Annotated in this window: 19 protein-coding genes; 7 read left to right on the plus strand and 12 right to left on the minus strand. The window is 46.3% G+C overall.

Annotated features, from left to right (window positions below):
- The first annotated feature begins 1 nt into the window (after position 1).
- Positions 2-367, plus strand: a complete 366-nt coding sequence (folB, locus tag J8N69_RS11320; RefSeq protein WP_168824597.1) for a dihydroneopterin aldolase — start codon at positions 2-4, stop codon at positions 365-367.
- A 121-nt stretch (positions 368-488) separates the two neighbouring features.
- Here folB and J8N69_RS11325 read toward each other — a convergent pair whose 3' ends face one another.
- The 8 genes from J8N69_RS11325 to J8N69_RS11360 are packed head-to-tail and all read right to left on the minus strand — an operon-like array spanning position 489 to position 8455.
- Complete coding sequence (locus tag J8N69_RS11325; RefSeq protein ID WP_168824595.1) at positions 489-1592, minus strand: tRNA nucleotidyltransferase; 1104 nt, start codon at positions 1590-1592, stop codon at positions 489-491.
- A 4-nt stretch (positions 1593-1596) separates the two neighbouring features.
- Positions 1597-1917, minus strand: coding sequence for a thiosulfate sulfurtransferase GlpE (glpE, locus tag J8N69_RS11330; protein ID WP_168824593.1), 321 nt, complete (start codon positions 1915-1917; stop codon positions 1597-1599).
- On the minus strand, positions 1914-2741 hold the full coding sequence (locus J8N69_RS11335) for a symmetrical bis(5'-nucleosyl)-tetraphosphatase (protein ID WP_168824591.1): 828 nt from the start codon (positions 2739-2741) through the stop codon (positions 1914-1916). Before J8N69_RS11335 ends, glpE begins: the two co-directional genes overlap by 4 nt.
- A gap of 7 nt (positions 2742-2748) precedes the next feature.
- Entirely contained in the window at positions 2749-3123 is a 375-nt protein-coding gene (gene apaG / locus J8N69_RS11340; protein WP_168824589.1) for a Co2+/Mg2+ efflux protein ApaG, read from the minus strand.
- Positions 3124-3924, minus strand: coding sequence for a 16S rRNA (adenine(1518)-N(6)/adenine(1519)-N(6))-dimethyltransferase RsmA (gene rsmA / locus J8N69_RS11345; protein ID WP_168824588.1), 801 nt, complete (start codon positions 3922-3924; stop codon positions 3124-3126). It abuts the gene before it with no gap.
- Entirely contained in the window at positions 3921-4940 is a 1020-nt protein-coding gene (gene pdxA, locus J8N69_RS11350; protein WP_168824587.1) for a 4-hydroxythreonine-4-phosphate dehydrogenase PdxA, read from the minus strand. The genes rsmA and pdxA overlap by 4 nt, the downstream gene beginning before the upstream one ends.
- Positions 4941-4949: 9 nt before the next feature.
- Positions 4950-6200, minus strand: coding sequence for a peptidylprolyl isomerase (locus tag J8N69_RS11355; protein WP_168824586.1), 1251 nt, complete (start codon positions 6198-6200; stop codon positions 4950-4952).
- Positions 6201-6202: 2 nt separating this feature from the next.
- Positions 6203-8455 carry an LPS-assembly protein LptD gene (locus J8N69_RS11360; protein WP_168824585.1) on the minus strand — a complete coding sequence of 751 codons (2253 nt, stop codon included), beginning with the start codon at positions 8453-8455 and terminating at the stop codon, positions 6203-6205.
- A 128-nt stretch (positions 8456-8583) separates the two neighbouring features.
- On the opposite strand from J8N69_RS11360, the gene djlA reads away from it, so the two are divergent.
- On the plus strand, positions 8584-9375 hold the full coding sequence (gene djlA / locus J8N69_RS11365; protein ID WP_168824584.1) for a co-chaperone DjlA: 792 nt from the start codon (positions 8584-8586) through the stop codon (positions 9373-9375).
- A 22-nt stretch (positions 9376-9397) separates the two neighbouring features.
- On the opposite strand, the gene J8N69_RS11370 is transcribed toward djlA, so the two are convergent.
- Positions 9398-10381 (minus strand): DUF3530 family protein, encoded by a 984-nt coding sequence (locus J8N69_RS11370; RefSeq protein ID WP_168824583.1) that lies wholly within the window; start codon positions 10379-10381, stop codon positions 9398-9400.
- Between the two features lie 88 nt (positions 10382-10469).
- On the opposite strand from J8N69_RS11370, the gene rpe reads away from it, so the two are divergent.
- Together rpe and J8N69_RS11380 are read left to right on the plus strand one after the other, a co-directional pair.
- Positions 10470-11141: a ribulose-phosphate 3-epimerase gene (gene rpe / locus J8N69_RS11375; RefSeq protein WP_168824582.1), complete on the plus strand. Its 672-nt coding sequence runs from the start codon at positions 10470-10472 to the stop codon at positions 11139-11141.
- Complete coding sequence (locus tag J8N69_RS11380) at positions 11141-11821, plus strand: phosphoglycolate phosphatase (protein WP_168824581.1); 681 nt, start codon at positions 11141-11143, stop codon at positions 11819-11821. Before rpe ends, J8N69_RS11380 begins: the two co-directional genes overlap by 1 nt.
- A gap of 72 nt (positions 11822-11893) precedes the next feature.
- Here J8N69_RS11380 and J8N69_RS11385 read toward each other — a convergent pair whose 3' ends face one another.
- Together J8N69_RS11385 and J8N69_RS11390 are read right to left on the minus strand one after the other, a co-directional pair.
- Positions 11894-12955, minus strand: coding sequence for a mechanosensitive ion channel family protein (locus J8N69_RS11385; protein WP_227803877.1), 1062 nt, complete (start codon positions 12953-12955; stop codon positions 11894-11896).
- Between the two features lie 155 nt (positions 12956-13110).
- Positions 13111-14442, minus strand: coding sequence for a magnesium transporter (locus J8N69_RS11390; protein WP_168824579.1), 1332 nt, complete (start codon positions 14440-14442; stop codon positions 13111-13113).
- Positions 14443-14687: 245 nt separating this feature from the next.
- On the opposite strand from J8N69_RS11390, the gene J8N69_RS11395 reads away from it, so the two are divergent.
- The 3 genes from J8N69_RS11395 to J8N69_RS11405 all read left to right on the plus strand — a co-directional run bounded on the left by J8N69_RS11395 (position 14688) and on the right by J8N69_RS11405 (position 17488).
- Complete coding sequence (locus J8N69_RS11395) at positions 14688-15659, plus strand: calcium/sodium antiporter (RefSeq protein WP_168824578.1); 972 nt, start codon at positions 14688-14690, stop codon at positions 15657-15659.
- Between the two features lie 384 nt (positions 15660-16043).
- Positions 16044-17210 (plus strand): tyrosine-type recombinase/integrase, encoded by a 1167-nt coding sequence (locus tag J8N69_RS11400; RefSeq protein ID WP_168824577.1) that lies wholly within the window; start codon positions 16044-16046, stop codon positions 17208-17210.
- Between the two features lie 23 nt (positions 17211-17233).
- The gene (locus tag J8N69_RS11405; protein WP_168824576.1) at positions 17234-17488 is read left to right on the plus strand and encodes a hypothetical protein; all 255 of its coding nucleotides are present in this window, start codon (positions 17234-17236) and stop codon (positions 17486-17488) included.
- 18 nt (positions 17489-17506) lie between these two features.
- Here J8N69_RS11405 and J8N69_RS11410 read toward each other — a convergent pair whose 3' ends face one another.
- Positions 17507-18025 (minus strand): hypothetical protein, encoded by a 519-nt coding sequence (locus tag J8N69_RS11410; RefSeq protein ID WP_168824575.1) that lies wholly within the window; start codon positions 18023-18025, stop codon positions 17507-17509.

Genomic DNA, 18025 nt, shown 5'->3' on the forward strand with positions numbered 1-18025 from the left:
GATGAAAGACTTAGTGTTTATTGAGGGGCTAAAAACCCAAGCCGTGATTGGGGTTTATGAGTGGGAGAAAAAGATTTGGCAAGACTTGGTGTTTGATTTGGAAATGGAGCACGATAACCGCGTTCCAGCACAGACGGATGATCTTGCCAAAACCCTAGACTATGAAGCGATCTCGAACTATATCTTAGCTTTTTGTGCCGAGCGTCAATTTGAATTAATTGAAACCTTGGCGGAGCATTTGGTGGGGGAGTTGATAGGGCAATTTAAATTGAATGCCGTTACCTTAACCCTGCGTAAGCCTGGCGCAGTGGCAGCAGCTCAGGCGGTTGGAGTGAAAATCCACCGACAATCGGCGGTTACGCATTAATCTCTTAGAGTAAATCCCCGCCGCTTGCTGCGTAAATAACTAAAATCTAGCTATCCAGCTTTGTTATTCCCGCGAAAGCGGGAGCCCAGAGGCGTTGTCTAAATAAGCGTATTTTTGATGACTAAAAGGGTGAACAAATAAGTGGTGATGGCGTGTTATCGAGGGCATCGGCGCGTTTCTTTTTGAGTGCCTGACCAAGCTCAGGGCCAGTTAAGCCTTGCTTTATTAGGCTTGCTGCATTGATGCTGGCAATGGTATCTCGGAGTAACAGCCAGTCTTCACTTGTGCTGTTGGTAAGCCGTGTTAAAACCTCAATCAATAACACAAAGGGTTGTGGTTTTTTGATGGCGTTGACCGATGCTAGCCAGTTTTCCCATTGTGTTGCATGCATTGGAATCTGTTGGTTTTCTAGAAATCCTCGCGCTTGCTCAGCCAGTGTCTTGAATTGTTTTGGGCTGCGTATATGTTGGTGTAGCGATGCGAGCTCAGCCAGTGGCGTATGTTGGCAGAGGATGGCCCAGCGTTGGGCGGGGGTGAGTTCGGCCTGTTTTAGAACGTCTATATTGGCTTGGTTTTCTATCCAAACAAACCCTGGGAAGAGCGTGTTTAAGGCATTGGCTTTTTTTAATGTCGAAAAGAAAACATCCGCATGGCGAGTGTTGAGGGCTTTTTCGAGCTCTTTCCAAATACGTTCTGCGCTTAATGTGGACAGCTCGCCGGAGGCGCTAATGGTTTGCATTAAAGACAAGGTTTCGGGTGCGATGCTGAAGTCAAACTCATGGAAGCGAGCCGCAAAACGAGCCACGCGCAGTACGCGTAACGGATCTTCGACAAAGGCATCCGAGACATGACGAAATACGCGGCTGAGTAAATCTTGTTGACCATGAAAAGGGTCGACAAGACAGCCATTTCCATCTTGTGCAATGGCGTTGATGGTGAGGTCTCGCCGTTCTAAATCTTCTTCTAGGCGAATATCGGGGGAGAAATCACAAATAAACCCAGTGTAGCCTTCACCTTGTTTTTTTTCTTTGCGGGCAAGGGCGTACTCTTCTCTGCTTTTGGGGTGTAGAAAGACGGGAAATTGTTTGCCGACTTGTTGGTAGCCTTGTTGCTCAAGTTGTTCTGGTGTCGCCCCAGTCACGACCCAGTCGTGATCAATGACGGGTAAACCGAGTAGGGCGTCCCTTACCGCTCCGCCCACCAGATAGGTTTGATATGCTGACATGGTGTTATTGGCCTGTTTCGCACTGCTCTGGAAACATGGCGCTCCATTGGCTAAAGCCGCCGTTTAATGAATAGACATAGCTGAAGCCTTGTGACGCAAGGTATTCTGCTGCGCCTTTACTGCTGTTGCCGTGATAGCAGCAAACAATGACAGGTTGGCTTTTTTCTGTGCGATCAATAAAGTCTTGTAGGTTGTCGTTGGTTAGGCGAATGGCATTCGTCATATGGCTGTTCTGAAAGCTAGTTAAGTCGCGAATATCCACAACCACGGCATCATTTTCAATGATTGGTAACGCGTCTGATATGTCAATGCAGGTAAAAGTCATGTCTTCTTCCGGTTAAGTGTGCAAGGTGTACTAAAGCGCTGTTTATCTTCTAAGCGTAAGGCGGTTAGGCTTCCTCCCCAAACGCACCCTGTATCCAGTGCATGGATGCGTGCTTGCTGGGTTTTTCCTTCCAATGCCGCCCAGTGACCAAAAACGATATGGCAATCGTGCGGTACTTTTGTTGGGTAGTTAAACCAAGGGGCGTAGCCTTTTATGGCGGTGTTTACGCCTTCTTTTGACTCCAGGTCTAGCCGACTGTTTTCATCGCAGAATCGCATGCGTGTTAAGTAGTTTGTGATGGTTCGAAGGCGATCTAAGCCCGTTAGCTCGTCGCTCCATTTATCTGGAGTATTACCATACATGGTGGCAAAAAAATCATCAACACGGTCAGACTGAAGGATGTTTTCCACTTCATTCGCCAAGGTTTGTGTCTTGTGCAGGTCCCAGCAAGGCGGAATGCCTGCGTGTGTCATGACGGTATTGAGTGATTCGTCGTAGTGGTAAAGTGGCTGTTTGCGCAGCCAGTCCATTAATTCGTCACGGTCTCTTGCGGTCAAAATTTCGGCCAGCGTGTCGCCGCGTTTTAGCTTGCCAAAGCCATGAGAAACCGCCAAAAGATGCAAGTCATGATTGCCCAGTACTATCTTGACTCTATCGCCTAATGACTTAATAAAACGCAGTGTTTCCAAGGACTCTGTCCCGCGATTGATGAGATCACCAGCAAACCAAAGGGTGTCGTGTTCTGGGTGGTATTGAATTTGTTCTAACAGCTGCACTAAGGGTGAGAGGCAACCTTGTAGGTCGCCAATCGCATACGTTGCCATAAATACCTCAGTGAACCTGATTGGGGACAGAGAGTGTGAAAGGGCGGATCGGCGCGTTGAATTCAGTGCCGTCGTCCGCCAGAAATTGATAACTGCCTTGCATGCTACCAACGACGGTGTCCATCACGGTGCCGCTGCTGTAATGGAAGGATTCTCCAGGCCCTAAATGCGGGTATTCCCCAATAACGCCGCTGCCTTTTACTTCTTGTACTTGCTCGTTGCCATCGGTGATGATCCAGTGGCGGGTTTGAAGTTTGGCAGGTTCTGTTCCGCAGTTGGTGATAGAGATATGGTAAACAAACACATAGCGGGATTCTGCGGGTGTGGATTGCTTTGCTAGATATTCTGTACGAACAGAAACCACGACGTCATACTTTTGCATTTAGCCTTCCTTTTTGAGGACGTAGTTGGTGATTCGAACGAAGTCTTCTACATCCAATCTTTCAGGGCGTAGCGTTGGGTCAATGTCCAAGGCCGCGAAATCATCATTGTCTAATACGCCTTTGTAGTTATTACGTAGGGTTTTTCGACGTTGTTGAAAGCCAATTCTGACCATGTCTTCTAGTTTTTTAATGTCGTCAACAGGATGTGGAAGTGTTTTGTGCGGCGTCATTCTAACAATAGCGGAATCGACTTTCGGTGCCGGATCGAAGGATTCTGGCCCGACGATAAACAAGGATTCAACGGCGCAATAGTATTGCGCCATGACACTTAGACGACCGTATAAGCTGTCACCCGGACGCGCCGCTAATCGATCCACGACTTCTTTTTGCAACATGAAGTGCATGTCTTCAATGGCGCTTGCTTGGCTTAAAAGATGGAAAATAAGGGGCGTCGAAATATTGTAAGGTAGATTGCCCACTACGCGAATGTTTTGTGTTTCTGTGCACAGTGACGTGAAGTCAAACTTCATGGCATCGGCTTCGTGAACTGTCAGCTCAGGAAAACGAAACAGGTTCACTTTTAGAATTGGAATAAGATCACGGTCAAGCTCAACCACGTCCATGCGCTCAGTGACACTGATAATGCCTTCGGTTAAGGCGCCTTTACCTGGACCAATCTCAACAATACGTTGACCTTTTTTGGGGCCAATACAGGCTACGATGCGACGAATAACACCGTGGTCATGAAGGAAATTTTGGCCGAATCTTTTTCTGGCTTTATGGGGTTGTGATTTGCTCATTTAGAAAACTTTTTCGCGTTATTTGCCATATTAATGGCATGTTGAATGGCCACGTTAAGGCTGCCGTTGTTTGCTTTGCCTGAGCCAGCCAAATCGATGGCTGTGCCGTGGTCGACGGATGTTCGAATAATGGGTAAGCCCAAGGTGATATTGACGGCATTACCAAAACCTGAATATTTTAGCACAGGTAAGCCCTGATCGTGATACATGGCTAGGACGCAATCCGCATGGTTTAAATATTTAGGAGTAAACAGTGTATCGGCGGGCAGTGGGCCGATTAAATCTAAACCTTGTTGGCGAAGTTTGTTGAGAGTCGGAATAATAATGTCTATTTCTTCTCGGCCAAGGTGGCCGTCTTCGCCAGCGTGTGGGTTGAGCCCACAGACTAAGATTTTGGGTTGTGCAATGCCAAATTTTTCTTGTAAGTCTTTGTTTAGTGCTTTGGCGACAAGGCTGATGCTTTCTTCGGTAATCGCCGCTGAGATCTCTTTTAATGGCAGATGTGTGGTGACTAATGCCACTTTCATCGCTTCTGTGGCGAGCATCATAACCACATGCGGCGATTGGCATTGGGCTTGGAAAAACTCGGTGTGGCCAGAAAAATGCACGCCTGTTTCACACAGAATGCCTTTGTGGACGGGCGGGGTAACAATGGCGTCGAAGTCGCCACGTAAGCATCCTTCACCGGCTTGTTTTAGGGTTTTTAAGACATAGGGTGCATTGGCAAGATCGAGAACGCCCGCGGTTGTTTTTTTCGCTTGCAGAATAGGGACAACCTGAATAACACCGGCCTGATGAGCCATCGCATCACTTGGCTTTGCAAGGCATGATATCTGGGGTTTTAATCCTAGAATATTGGCCCTGTCTATGAGCAGCTGGGGGTCTGCTAAGACCACTAAACGAGCCGGAAAGACCTGCTCGTTTAGGGCGCTTAAAATAATATCCGGACCGATACCAGCCGGCTCACCGGAGGTGATGGCAATAATGGGAAGGGGTTCTGCCGTCTTATTGGCCATGGTTTTGTCTTACTCTTTAATATCAATGAAGGCGTCAGCGCGTAACTCATCAAGCCAATTGCCAAGCACAACGTCTTGTTTTTGGGCGGTTAAGGCGCGCTCGGCGTTGCTGCGTTTCACTTTATCGCTGATATCGGCTTCCCGACGTCCTTCTACCTGTAAAATGTGCCAGCCAAATTGCGTGCGAAAAGGGGCGCTGATATCACCAACACGGGTCTGATCCATCATGGTTTCGAATTCTGGCACCATGGTACCTGGCGTGACCCAGCCTAAATCCCCGCCTTGGAGTGTTGAGCCTTGGTCTTCACTTTGCTCTTTGGCCAGTTGCGTAAAATCGGCGCCGCTTTGGAGTTTTTTATAAAGGTCGTCGGCCAGTGTTTTTGTTTGTTCTAGGTTACGAATTTCATTGGGACGAACCAGAATGTGTCGTGCTTTGGTTTGTTGTTGCAAGGTGACATTCGGCGAGCGTTTTTCAATCAACCAAAGTAAATGGAAGCCAGCATTGCTTTGTAATGGACCAATAAGTGGGCCTTTGTCAGTTTCAAGGGCGCGAACAAACAGCGGTGGTAGTTGGTTTAGTGGGCGCCAGCCTAAATCTCCGCCTTCGATGGCAAATTGACCGTCGGAGTTTTCGAGTGCTTGCTGGATAAAGTCATCTTCGGTGTTAATTTTTTGTGCGATGGCTTCGATTTTTTTCTCAGCTTGTTCGGCGTTGCTGGCTCGTACCAATATGTGGCGCAGGTGAGCCTGTTCCTTTTCTTTGGTGATGCTGGTGTCAGAACTTAGGTAGTCATTTATTTCTTGATCTGAAATGACGATACGTCTCTTCACGGTTTCTTGCTTGATGTTGTTGATGAGGATTTCTTGCTCAATTTGTTGGCGATAGCGAGCGTAATTGATGCCTTTGCTGGCAAGAATGGTTTTTAAGCCTTGCAGATCCACATTCATGTTTTTTGCCACCCCAAGGATGGCGTTGTCTACGTCTGAACTGGACGCTCTCATGCCGATTTTTTTGGCGTAATTAACCTGTAGCGCTTCTTCAATCATTTGATTGAGTATTTGACGGTGTATATTGTCCGTCATGATGCCGCCCGGCACTCGCTCTTTGACTATTTGAAAGCGATTTTGAATGTCACTTTCTAAAATCGGTTTTGAGTCGACAATGGCTGAAATGCCGTCAATCTTTATTGATTCAGCGTGCAGTGTTTGCAGCGGTAGTGATGCAAATAAAATGAAAGAGAAAAAAGAAAACAACTTCATGATTAATATCCAACTTTTCCTTGGTTCCAATAGCTATCGGCAATGTTGGCTGCGTTACTAGCGCGCCCTGCAGTGCTTAAACTACGTAAAATAAATTGTAAAAAGACGCCCCGATCAAATTCGTTATCGTCGTTTAGCCAATGTTGATAACTTAATGACACCTTGATGCAGCAGTTTTCATAACCGAACCCCGCGATTTCTTTGCTGGCGTCTTCTCTTAAAAAGTCATAAGTATATTGTGTAAACATTGACCAGTTTTGGTTGAGTGGAAAAATGCTACCAATACTGGCTTGTTTCGCATCGTCATCTGGGTCGATATTGTTGATCGAGTACAAATAGCTTAGGTTGATTTTGACGTCATCCACGGGTTCGAGTGTGGTGACTAATTGTGCCAAGTTTACCTCATCGTTATCAAGGTTGTAGTTTACATTACCGGTTAGGCTGTAGCGATTGCCATTGTAGTTGGCGGAGGTGAGTAGGTCACTTCGCTTTGCGTTGTCAATGGCGCTATTGTCGTCAGTGTCGCCACTAATACCAACATAACGGTCTGCTAAATAGAAGACTTGGCCTGCTTTAAAGGCCCATCTTTCATTATTGTTTTCATCATAGAGGCGACTTTCTAGTCCAAAAGAGACTTGTTCCGTGTCGCCGATGCGGTCGTTACCATTGAAGCGTTTATGGCTAAAGGCTTGTGAGTAGGTCATGGTTGAGTGGCTGGCGTCAAAATCTGGAATCGCGTCTTGATCTTCATAAGGTACGTACAGGTAATTTAGACGAGGCTCAAGCGTCTGGCGCCATACGCCCTTATTGATATCCACGCGACGTTCTAATACTAATGATGAGTCAAGGTAACCACTTAGGTTGCCAACCGAAGCTGCGTGATCGGCATCGGTGGTGTAGTCGTGCAGATTATAGTCACGATACTGGGTTAGCACCCCAGGAGTGAGACTTCCCCACGCGTTGCTGAAATTTAAACTGACATCTTGATTTAAGGCAATACGCTGACCGTCGAAGTTGTCTTCCGCTGGGTCATAGAAGTCGGTGTATTGCACATCAATACGATAGTCTAGTAATGAGGTTGCTAAGCGATAGGAGCTGTCGATACGAGGCAGCCATTCGAAGGGTTGGTCGATTGCCCTATCGGGTGTTTGGTAAGTCAAGTATGTGACTTTGTTCAGAAAATTGCCGCTATTAACATTAATATAGACACTGCGTTGATAGTGGTCTTTCTCGCCAATGGAAGTGCTGTTCGCTTCTGGGTATTTGTCGCTAGTGGGGTTGTCTTCCAATAAGAAGCCAGCGCTAACGTACCGATTAAAGGATTGTGCTGTGGTCAATTTGAGCAGGGTTTGTTCACCCTCATCGTTATCGGAAAAGCTCGATTGCTCGTAAATCGTTTCACCATAAGGGCTTAAGTGACGAAATTCGATATCGACACCGGCGCCTTTTTCTTGAATAAACTGTGGTGTGATAGTGGCGTCGTAGTTGGGCGCTATGTTCCAGTAAAATGGCGCGGAAAAACTCAGTCCGTCTGTTCCTGAGTAGCCAAAGCTTGGGAATAAAAAGCCCGTTTGGCGAGTGTTATTGAGCGGGAATCGTAGCCAAGGAAAGTAGAAAACGGGTAGGTCTGCAATGCGAATTTGAACATGTTTTGCCGTACCAAAGCCGCTTTTTGTGTCCAGTTTTATGGCACTGCCATAGAGCTTCCAGCTTTCTTCATTGGGTTCGCAGGTGGTAAAAAAGCCCTCTTCAATAAACACCACGCCATCTTGGCGGCGTGATAGTAATGCGGCTTCGCCCCGTGCGCCGCTTTGATGACTCAGAAATTTAGCCTGGTTGAATTCTGTTGGTGCCGTATCGTTGTTGGCGATGTAGCCATTTGAACTACGAATAAGCTGGTTTTCACTGCGCAGAGTAACGTTGCCCGTCGCGCGGTAGTATTCATTGGGGATGCCTTCTATGCTGTCAGCGGATAGCGTGGACTGGGGTTGTATGACCTCAGCCGCCCCTTGTAAATGAATCACGCCGTTCTTATCCCGTACGATCAGGTCCGCTGCAAGGTTGGTGCTTGTGGCATTGGTTGCCTGCCAGCTACTGACGTAACTTCCCTGACAATATTGATTGAGTTGACTCTGTTGTTCGGATGTCAACGATTCTCTGGGCGCCCAATCCCATTGGTCTACTTGTGCTTGAGCGAATGGCACGATGAAAAGACTGTGAAAAAATAAGGCGTAGGTGCGTAAATGCTTAGCCATGCAGGGTATACTTATTACCAAAAGTTATTGTCCGAAATCGGATTCTGCCCATGAGCGGGTCCATGTTGTGACACAAATGATAATCTAAGCAGGCCTATAGGGGCTACCGATTCTGGAGAAATATCTTTATGTGGAAAATTGTTTGCGCCATTTTGGGTTATATTTTGGCTGGTTTTGTAGGTGGATTACTGGGCTTTTTTGTTGGCGGTGTTATAGACAGAGCGCAGGCTGGCGGCGGCTTTAGCAGTATTGCTGGGCGCGCGAATGTACGATTACAACAGGAGACTTTTTTTCGTACCTTATTTCTTTTAATGGGGCGTTTAGCGAAAGCGGATGGACAGGTAACGGCGGCTGAAATTCAGTTAGCGGAGTCTGTGATGCAGCGCTTAAGATTGTCCCCTGCGGCTCAAGAGCAAGCCAAGCAGCTTTTTAATGAAGGCAAATCTGATAATTTTGACCTTTCAGCGGTGTTGAATAACTTTAAACAAGTGGTTGGTGCGGGCGATTTGACGCGTACTTTGTTGGAAGTGTTACTGGTGTCGGCGTATGCCGATGGCCATTTTAGTCTGGAAGAAAAATCCTTTGTCTCCCAAGTGTGTGCTCATCTTGGTGTGTCGGTAGCGGAATTTGAAGCGCTGCACATTCAAGTTAAACAGCAGGCGCACTTCAGCCAAGGTTATCAATCTTCTTCTAATGGAATGGGCTCGAAAGATTTATTGAAAGCGGCCTATGAAGCGCTTGGCGTTACATCAGACATGTCAGATGCCGATATCAAAAAAGCCTATCGTCGCCTAATGAGTCAGCATCATCCTGATAAATTAAGTTCAAAAGGCTTGCCAGATGAAATGATTGAACTGGCGAAAGAGCGCACGCAAGAAATTCAAGCGGCCTATGAAATGGTAAAAAATGCCCGCAAATAATGTGCTTGCTAGGGTTTACAGGTTAATGGTTGACGGGGCTTTCATAGAAAAGCCCTTTTTTTACCTTAGGCAATGTCTTCTGTTGGTTTACTTGAAGGGTGTTTTGTTTTAAAAAACCGCGCACTCTTTGGATCAGCTGTTGCTTGCTGTCTTTTCCAGTGACGCGATCGGGCATGGCGTCCAGTTGTGTGTAATCGCCGCTTTGTTGTGTTCTTTGATTGGCGGCTTGTTTACGCCACCGCGCAAACTGGTTGCTGCTGGCATTGTGGTTAACATAATAGTCGAGTGTCGGTTGCGTGACGTGGCGAATTTTTTGGGCGAGAGCGTAATGGCTCATCTTGGCGGGTGCTTCTATATTGATCAGAGCCAATGCTGTCCCAGCAGTGGGATTTGCAACAACAAAGCCCAGTGCGTAACTGGCGCCAGTGTTATCGCCGAGCAGCACGAACTGCTCGACATCGTTACTTTGGGCATGGCTCATCGCGGCTTGTATTCGAGCAAAGACCATGGCTTGATTTGGCAACTCAGCGTTTGTTTGGTTGTTTTCTTCAATACTTGCTGTGCTAACGGGCTGGCCGCGTTTGATGATGTCAGGTACTTCAACCGATAAAGTGCACCAACTGTATTGGGGGAGATCGTTGCGGAGTGGCGCGATGGCGTCTGGCCAGTCTGGGTGTTCGTTGTCCCCCGCTAACAGAATGACGCAGCCTTGTGTTGAGCTTGTCATGGACGGTTTGTAAAGGGTAAGGAAAGGCTCGCCATCGGCTTCTAATGTAAGGATTTCATGGTCTAGGCGTCTTATGGCTAAAGAGGTGGTTAGCGCCTCGATACGAGACTCTTGAGGTTTGGGAATAAGGTATTCTTTAGCGTCTTCTGGCCGCGTCGGTTGCGCTGGGGCGGTATTGTTGTTTGGCGTTACTTGCGGCTCTTCTGCCCAGAGAGTGGGATTGGCACTTAATACCAGCAAGGCCATGATAACGTGGGGCAGCGCAGTAAATTTCTTCATTGTTTCAATACTTTTTAAAAAGGCCTTGTTAAAATGCGGTCTACATTTTCACTATGAGACCTTTATTGTGTCACTGCTGGAGTCAGATATGAATGATTTTATCATTGCCCCTTCGATCCTTTCTGCCGATTTTGCTCGTTTAGGCGAAGAGGTTGATAATGTGTTGGCGGCCGGAGCCGATATCATACACTTTGATGTGATGGACAATCATTACGTTCCTAATTTAACGATTGGCCCTATGGTCTGTAAAGCATTGCGCAAACATGGTGTCACAGCTGATATTGATGTGCACCTGATGGTAAAGCCCGTTGATCGTATGATTGGCGATTTTATTGAAGCGGGTGCGTCTATTATTACCTTTCATCCAGAAGCCAGCGAGCACCTTGATCGCTCCTTACAAATGATTCGAGATGGTGGCTGTAAAGCGGGCTTAGTATTCAACCCTGCGACGTCTCTTGAGCATTTAAAATATGTCATGGATAAAATCGACATGGTGTTGCTGATGTCGGTTAACCCAGGTTTTGGCGGGCAATCTTTCATTCCGGGCACATTAGACAAATTGCGCGAAGCGCGAGCTCTGATTGAGGCGAGCGGCTACGATATTCGTCTTGAAGTGGATGGTGGTGTGAGTGAAAAAAATATCGCCGACATCGCCCGCGCTGGTGCGGATACCTTTGTTGCCGGCTCTGCTATTTTCGGTAAAGCAGATTACAAAGCGGTGATTGATGCGATGCGCAAAGCATTGGCGAGTGTACGTTAATGAAAACACCGAGCTATTTTTCAGCGTGGTTTGATGGTTGGCCGGAGCTGGTGTGTTTGGATCTTGATGGGACGCTAGTCGACAGTGTGCCTGATATTGCGGGTGCCGTTGATGCCTTCTTAACCGAGCTTGGCGCGCCATTAGCCGGAGAAGATCGCGTTCGTGGTTGGGTTGGTTTTGGCTCGGCCAAGTTGATTGAGCAAGCCTTAGCGTGGGCGGATATTGATGCGGCTCAGCATGAAGAAGCCTATCGCATTTTTCTGACCCATTATCATCGCCATTTAACCGATGGCACGACACTTTACCCCAATGTGAAGGCCTTGTTAAAAGCCTTTAAGCACCATGGTGTGCCAGTTGCACTGATTACCAATAAGCCAAGCGTGTTTGTGAAACCCATGTTGGATCATTTTGAACTAACGGAACAGTTCGGTTGGTTGCTGGGTGGCGACACTCTAGAAGAGAAAAAACCCTCAGCTATGCCCTTGTTGCATTGCAGTGAGTCGATAGACGCCTTGCCGGAAAAATGCTTGATGATAGGGGATTCCATTACCGATTTTAACGCGGCCAACAACGCAGGATTTAAATGTGCTTTGGTGACGTATGGTTATCATCAAGGTGTCGATTTAACCGCGCTAGGTGCGGATGCGATTATTGATGATTTGGCCGAGTTGCTGATGTAGGTTCGTGAGCAATAAAACAGGAACAGAAAAAGTAAAATGCCAAGTGGATCACTTGGCATTTTTTTGACCTGTTTATTGTGCTGGCGCTTGTGCCGGTTCGGGCGGCATGTCTTTCGCCATGTGAATGGTGTGAGTTGGGAAGGCCACTTCTGCGCCGTGCGACTCAATAATCTGCATGGCTTGAAACAAAACGTCTTGTTTGACGTTGTGAAAGGTTCGCCAATCGACGGTTTTGGTGTAGGCGTAAATAAAGAAATCCAAAGACGAAGGGCCAAATTGGTTGAAGTTCACCATGTAAGTTTGATTGGTATCAAGGTCTTCATGGTTGGCAATCATCTCTTTAATATCGGCCAAAATGGTGGGTAAAAGACTGAAATCACCATAACGAACGCCAATAGTTTCGTTGATGCGGCGGTGCGTCATGCGTGACGGGTTTTCCACCGAAATAAGCGAAAAAGTTGAGTTCGGCACATACAAAGGGCGCTTTTCAAAGGTGCGAATTCTGGTTTGTCGCCAACCTATGTGTTCAACCGTGCCTTCAATATTTTGATCTGGCGAGCGAATCCAATCGCCAATCGCAAAGGGTCTATCTAAATACACCATTAAGCCACCAAAGAAATTGGCCAGTAAGTCTTTTGCGGCAAAGCCGACCGCAATGCCACCAATACCACCAAACGCTAATACGCCAGAAATACTGTAGCCCAAGGTCTGTAAAATGACCAATACGGAGGTGATGATCACCGATGCGCGTAATAATTTGCTGATCGCGCTGGCGGTGGTGTGATCCACATGGGTTTTTAATTTATCTGAGTGGGTTAGGGTTTTTTCACTTTCAGAAATGCAGCGTAAAATAAACCAGGTGAGAATAACGACGACACCGATTTCGCGGATAGACTGAATAAGCGAAGTAAGGCCTGGGTCCATTTCAGTGCCTGATATTTCCGCCGCGACACTTAACCCAATGAGCCATATAGCTACCCCGACGGGTTTTTGAGCCGCATGAATCAGGACATTGTCCCAAGGCGTTTTGGTGCGCTCTAATTGCTTGTCAATACGCGTTATAATACGAGTGGCAACGAAGTTAACCACTAGCGTACTGAGTACAACCAAAAATACCCGAACGACCCAGTGCATTTTTGTGTCCCCAAGGCCCAAATATACTTGCATCGTTTCCCAGGTTATTGTTTCCCAAGTCATTGTGTTTCTCTATCTGTTTATGTTGAGGGTGAATGCCATTTTACTAGGACAGTCGTGACTGTGTCTTGAGCCATAACCTTATAGTAGTAATCTTATAACAGTAATAATGTACCTAATCCCAGAAAGGCGACAAACCCCGCGATATCCGTGACCGTGGTTAAAATAACGGAGCCAGATAACGCCGGATCAATGCGTAATTTATCCAGTATCACAGGGATTAATACACCGGAAAGCGCGGCCATAAAAATGTTAACGATAATCGCCAAGCCTATCACTGCACCCAGCATTGGGCTTTCAAACCACCACAGTGTGACCACGCCAATCACAATCGCCCATAATATGCCGTTTAATCCCCCGACTTTTAACTCTTTGGATAATAACGATTTTAAGTTGCTGCGGGTGATTTGCCCAAGGGCCAGACCGCGAACAATCAAGGTAAGCGTTTGACTGCCGGCAATGCCGCCCATAGAGGCAACAACGGGCATTAATACGGCTAACGCAACCACTTGTTGTAATGTGGCTTCAAATAAACCGATAAACGCCGAGGCTAAAAACGCCGTTAATAAATTGATGCCAAGCCAGATGCCACGAGTCGCTGCACTGCGTTTTACCGGCGCAAACAAGTCTGACTCTTCATTTAAGCCCGCCGTCGACATTTGCTGAGCTTCGTGTTCTAAACGCCAGGTTTCCATGGCCAATCCGGCATGAAAGCGGCCTAATAAAATGTGATTATCATCCACCACTGGGAGCGCAGATAGGGCGGAGCGTTCTAATTGTTCGGCGGCTTTTGTTAGCTCTGTATCGGCGTGAATAAAAGAACATTCTTCATCGATTAAATTCGAAACAGGCTCATGATCTTGGGCTTTAAACAGTTGGTCGAATTTGACGCAACCCACCCAGCGGCCTGTTCTATTGACCAGATACACCATGTCGGTGTAGTCCGGTATGTTCTTTTTAAGCAATCTTAACGCTTCTGATACCCGAATCGATTGCGAGGCAATTAATAGTTCATGATCGATCCAGCGGCCGACAAGGTCGTCATCGTAAACAATACCTTGTTGGTAATATTCACGCTGCTTGTTGTCCATTTGTTTAAGCGCAATGTCGACTAGACGGTCTGGTAGGGAGTCTGTTATTTCAAGCAGGTCTTCCGCGTCGACATCGGCGAACAAGTTTTCAATTTCTGTATCGTCCAGCCCCTTTAAGAGTAACTGACGAGACTCGCCACGCATTTCAACCAAAATATCCAGTCGATTGGCTTGCTTAATATTAGCCCACGCCTGTCTTCGCTGAGCAAGCGGGATGGATTCGAGTGCGAGTGCTACATCATCTGGCGTTAATGCTGATATTGCCTTGTTGATGGATTCGGGTGAATGCTCATCCTGGATGAGGGTTTCAATAAGGTCGGCGACTTGGTTGTGCACGGGATATCCTTAAAACGCGAAAATATGACGATAAAAGTAACATGTTTTCTAGTCTGCGGTAAAAACAAATCCTTTATCAAACAAGGCTTTATTTTTACCTGATACTGTCTCGGCTAACGTTAAAAAATATTTTTTAACGGCGTAGGCGGCTGGACAAAAAAAATTTAGTATTGTCTTCGATAAGGTGGTTGAGAATTGGCCGTCTGACAGCGTGTTTGACACTGAATAATGTGGGGGGAAATAGTATGACACTTGCACTGCTTGCTATTGTGTGTGGTTTTGTTTTGCTGGTTTGGAGTGCGGATAGGTTTGTCGATGGGGCCGCCGCCACGGCGAAGCATTTTGGCATGCCGTCTTTGTTAATAGGCATGGTAGTGGTGGGCTTTGGTACGTCGGCGCCTGAAATGGTGGTCTCAGCCATGGCGGCTATCGATGGGAAGCCGGATTTGGCGATGGGTAATGCCTTAGGCTCTAATATTGTCAATATTGGTTTGATACTGGGGATTACGGCCTTAATTGCGCCTATTACAGTGAATTCCAGTATTGTGCGTAAGGAGCTGCCATTACTGTTGCTGATTTGTTTGCTATTGGGTGGTTTGCTTTGGGATGGGGCTTTTAGCTTTATCGAAGCCATTATTTTGTTGGTTGGTTTTCTGGCCTTGGTTGTATGGAGTGTTTTTTCCGCTCTAAAAGCCAAAGGCGACAATTTAGGCGTGGAAACCGAGCAGGCGCTTGTTGCTCATCAAATGACGGTGGGTAAGGCGGTTTTTTGGCTTGTTGTGGGCTTGATCTTGCTGATTATCAGTTCTCGGATCTTAGTTTGGGGGGCGGTTAGTATTGCCCAAACGCTAGGTATTAGTAATTTGATTATTGGTTTAACCATTATTGCACTGGGTACTTCACTGCCAGAGCTGGCGGCGTCGGTGATCGCGGCGCGTAAAGGCGAGCATGATCTTGCGATTGGCAATATCGTCGGTTCAAATATGTTTAACATTCTCGCCGTGGTTGGGATTGCGGGTATTATTGAACCGATTCGCTCCATGGCGCCGGAAGTATTTAATCGAGATTGGTTAGTGATGCTGGGTATGACCATTATGTTATTTGCAATGGCTTATGGCTTTGGTCGAGAAGGGCGTATTAATCGGCTTGAAGGCGGGGTATTAATCGCGGCTTTTGCGGCTTATAACATCTGGTTAGTCATCTCAGTATTGGGTTAGGTGCTGCTGGGGTCGGAGGTTGATAAGTAACAATAAATCAATTCTGTTTTTTACATGAGCTAAGGCGCGTAGGTTTTGATAGAATCTACCCGCCTTATTTTTTTAGCTGTGCTGATTACTGGCTTCTAAAAAAGGGCGGGTAAAGAGCAATGCTTAAATTTTTCTAAGAAATCAAATGAAATCAATAGATTAAACTCAATATGCTGTTAATGATCGATAAACAGCATTACCATATCTTGTAGTTTCCTTCCGTTCCTGTTTGTTTTACACCCCTTGATCTATATAGGCTTTTTCGTTTCTGTTTGTTTTCTATTGTTTGTGGAAAGCGGGCGGGGGTAGGGGTAATATCGGGGGTAAAGTTAAAACACAGGACGTTACCCCTATATGCTCACTGATTTAAAAATAAAGTCGCTAAAACCAAAGAGTAAACCGTACAAGGTGTTGGATGGTGACCGCTTGTATCTGCAAGTCATGGCAACTGGTAAAAAGTTCTGGAGGATGCGGTATAAAATAAATGGAAAAGACAGTTTCTTTACAATTGGCGAATATCCAATGGTAAGTCTTTACCACGCTCGGCGCGAGCGAGACAAAGCCGCCGAACAGATTTCGCTTGGTTTGGATCCAAACATAGAGAAAAAAGCCGATGAAATGCGAAAAAAGAGCGAGGATTCAAGCACTTTTTACGCTGTGAGCGAACAGTATTATTCAAAGAAAAAAGACGGTTGGAGTGATCACTATGCATGGCAATATGGCTCGGTCATGGAAAACGACGTTTACCCCATTATTGGTGATATGCCAATCTCTCGAATTACCGCCCCGTACCTACTGAAGATAATAGAAAGCATGGAAAAAAGAGGCGCGCCCACCATGGCAATATTGGCGCGTTTGTTTATGGGGCAGGTGTTTCGATATGCTGGTGCCAGGTTAATGGTTGAGGCAGATCCTACCGTATTTTTAGCGGGTGTTATTACTCGGCCAAAAGTCCGGCACGCGCCAGCGCTTGAGAAAGATCAAATTATTACGTTGTTTAAAAACTTGGCCGTTTATAACGGCTTTCCCGCCACCATCATTGCGGTGAAATTGTTGGCGCATACTTTTATGCGGACAAAAGAGCTTAGATGCATGCAATGGTCGTTTATTCAGGGTGATGCCGTGGTATTTCCTGAGCACATTATGAAAAAGCGAGAAAAGCAAATAGTGCCATTAACAGCTAGGTCATTAGAGTTAATCGACGAGCTAAGAAAATACACCGGCGGTCATGAATTGATGTTTCCCAATGTGCGTGACTCGTCACGATCCATGAGTAACACAACAATAAATCGAGTCATTGAGCGGCTAGGCTTTAAAGGGGATTTCAGCGGCCACGGATTTAGAAGCACCGCGTCCACTATGCTAAATGAAATGGGTTATCGAGAAGACGCAATAGAAAGACAGCTTTCACACGTCGAGCGAAAAGGCCAGCGCCGCGCCTACAACCATGGCGAATACATGGCAGAGCGTCGGGAAATGATGGAGTATTGGTCTGGTTTTCTGGTAGGTTTGGGTGTTTGATTAACAACGTTTAGGGAAAAATGATGACGGATGTAGTAAAGCCGAGTGCTGGTGAGGTCTATGTATCGCCTAAAAGGGCTGATATTTATATTCTGGATGTGTTTGAAACTGAATTCGCTATAAGTGCAAACGGTGAAGAGGTGGTTTTAAATTATCAGGTGTTTTTTGTTGATGAAAAAAACAAAGACGCGCCGGAAGATGATGATGACGAGGGATGGGATAAGGAGTCTTGGGAGCGGTGCGTAAGGTTTTACCAATTCGAAAAAAAAGCACCTTGAAGGTGCTTTTTTTGGTAATCACTGCATCATAAGAAGTGATTGCTTAAGTTGTATTGGTGGGTTTATGAAAACTGTTGGGCGTGTGCCAACTGTATTTCGTAATTGATCTTGCTGTTCTGGCGTATGTGACTTCGAAAAGTACTTTTCTATGTATTGATCAACGTGGCATTGCTCTTTTGCTTTCTTGGTGACTGATTTGAAACCATGATCTGTGAAGTGTCCTGCAAGCGCTTCGTTTATTCTTTCCAGCGACTCTTTTGCCGCAAATATTCCTATTTCTAGTTTTGGGTGGTCGTGTTTTTTGCTGAGAGTGATCCGACGATAACCTTGAATTTCCAAGCCATTGCGTTTGCAATAGGATCGAAAATAAGCCCATGCGATTTGCATTTCTTTGATAGTGATTTCTTTTGAATCGGCATCGCGTTTGTTTTTTGCTGTAGTAAACCAACCAAACACCCATTCGCGGTTCGCGTTTTCTGGGCGTAATTCCATTTCTTTTATACGTGCTGCTATCGATTCGCTGTGTTGTGTAGCCAT

This window comes from Marinomonas profundi (genome assembly GCF_020694005.1).
GTDB lineage: Bacteria > Pseudomonadota > Gammaproteobacteria > Pseudomonadales > Marinomonadaceae > Marinomonas > Marinomonas profundi.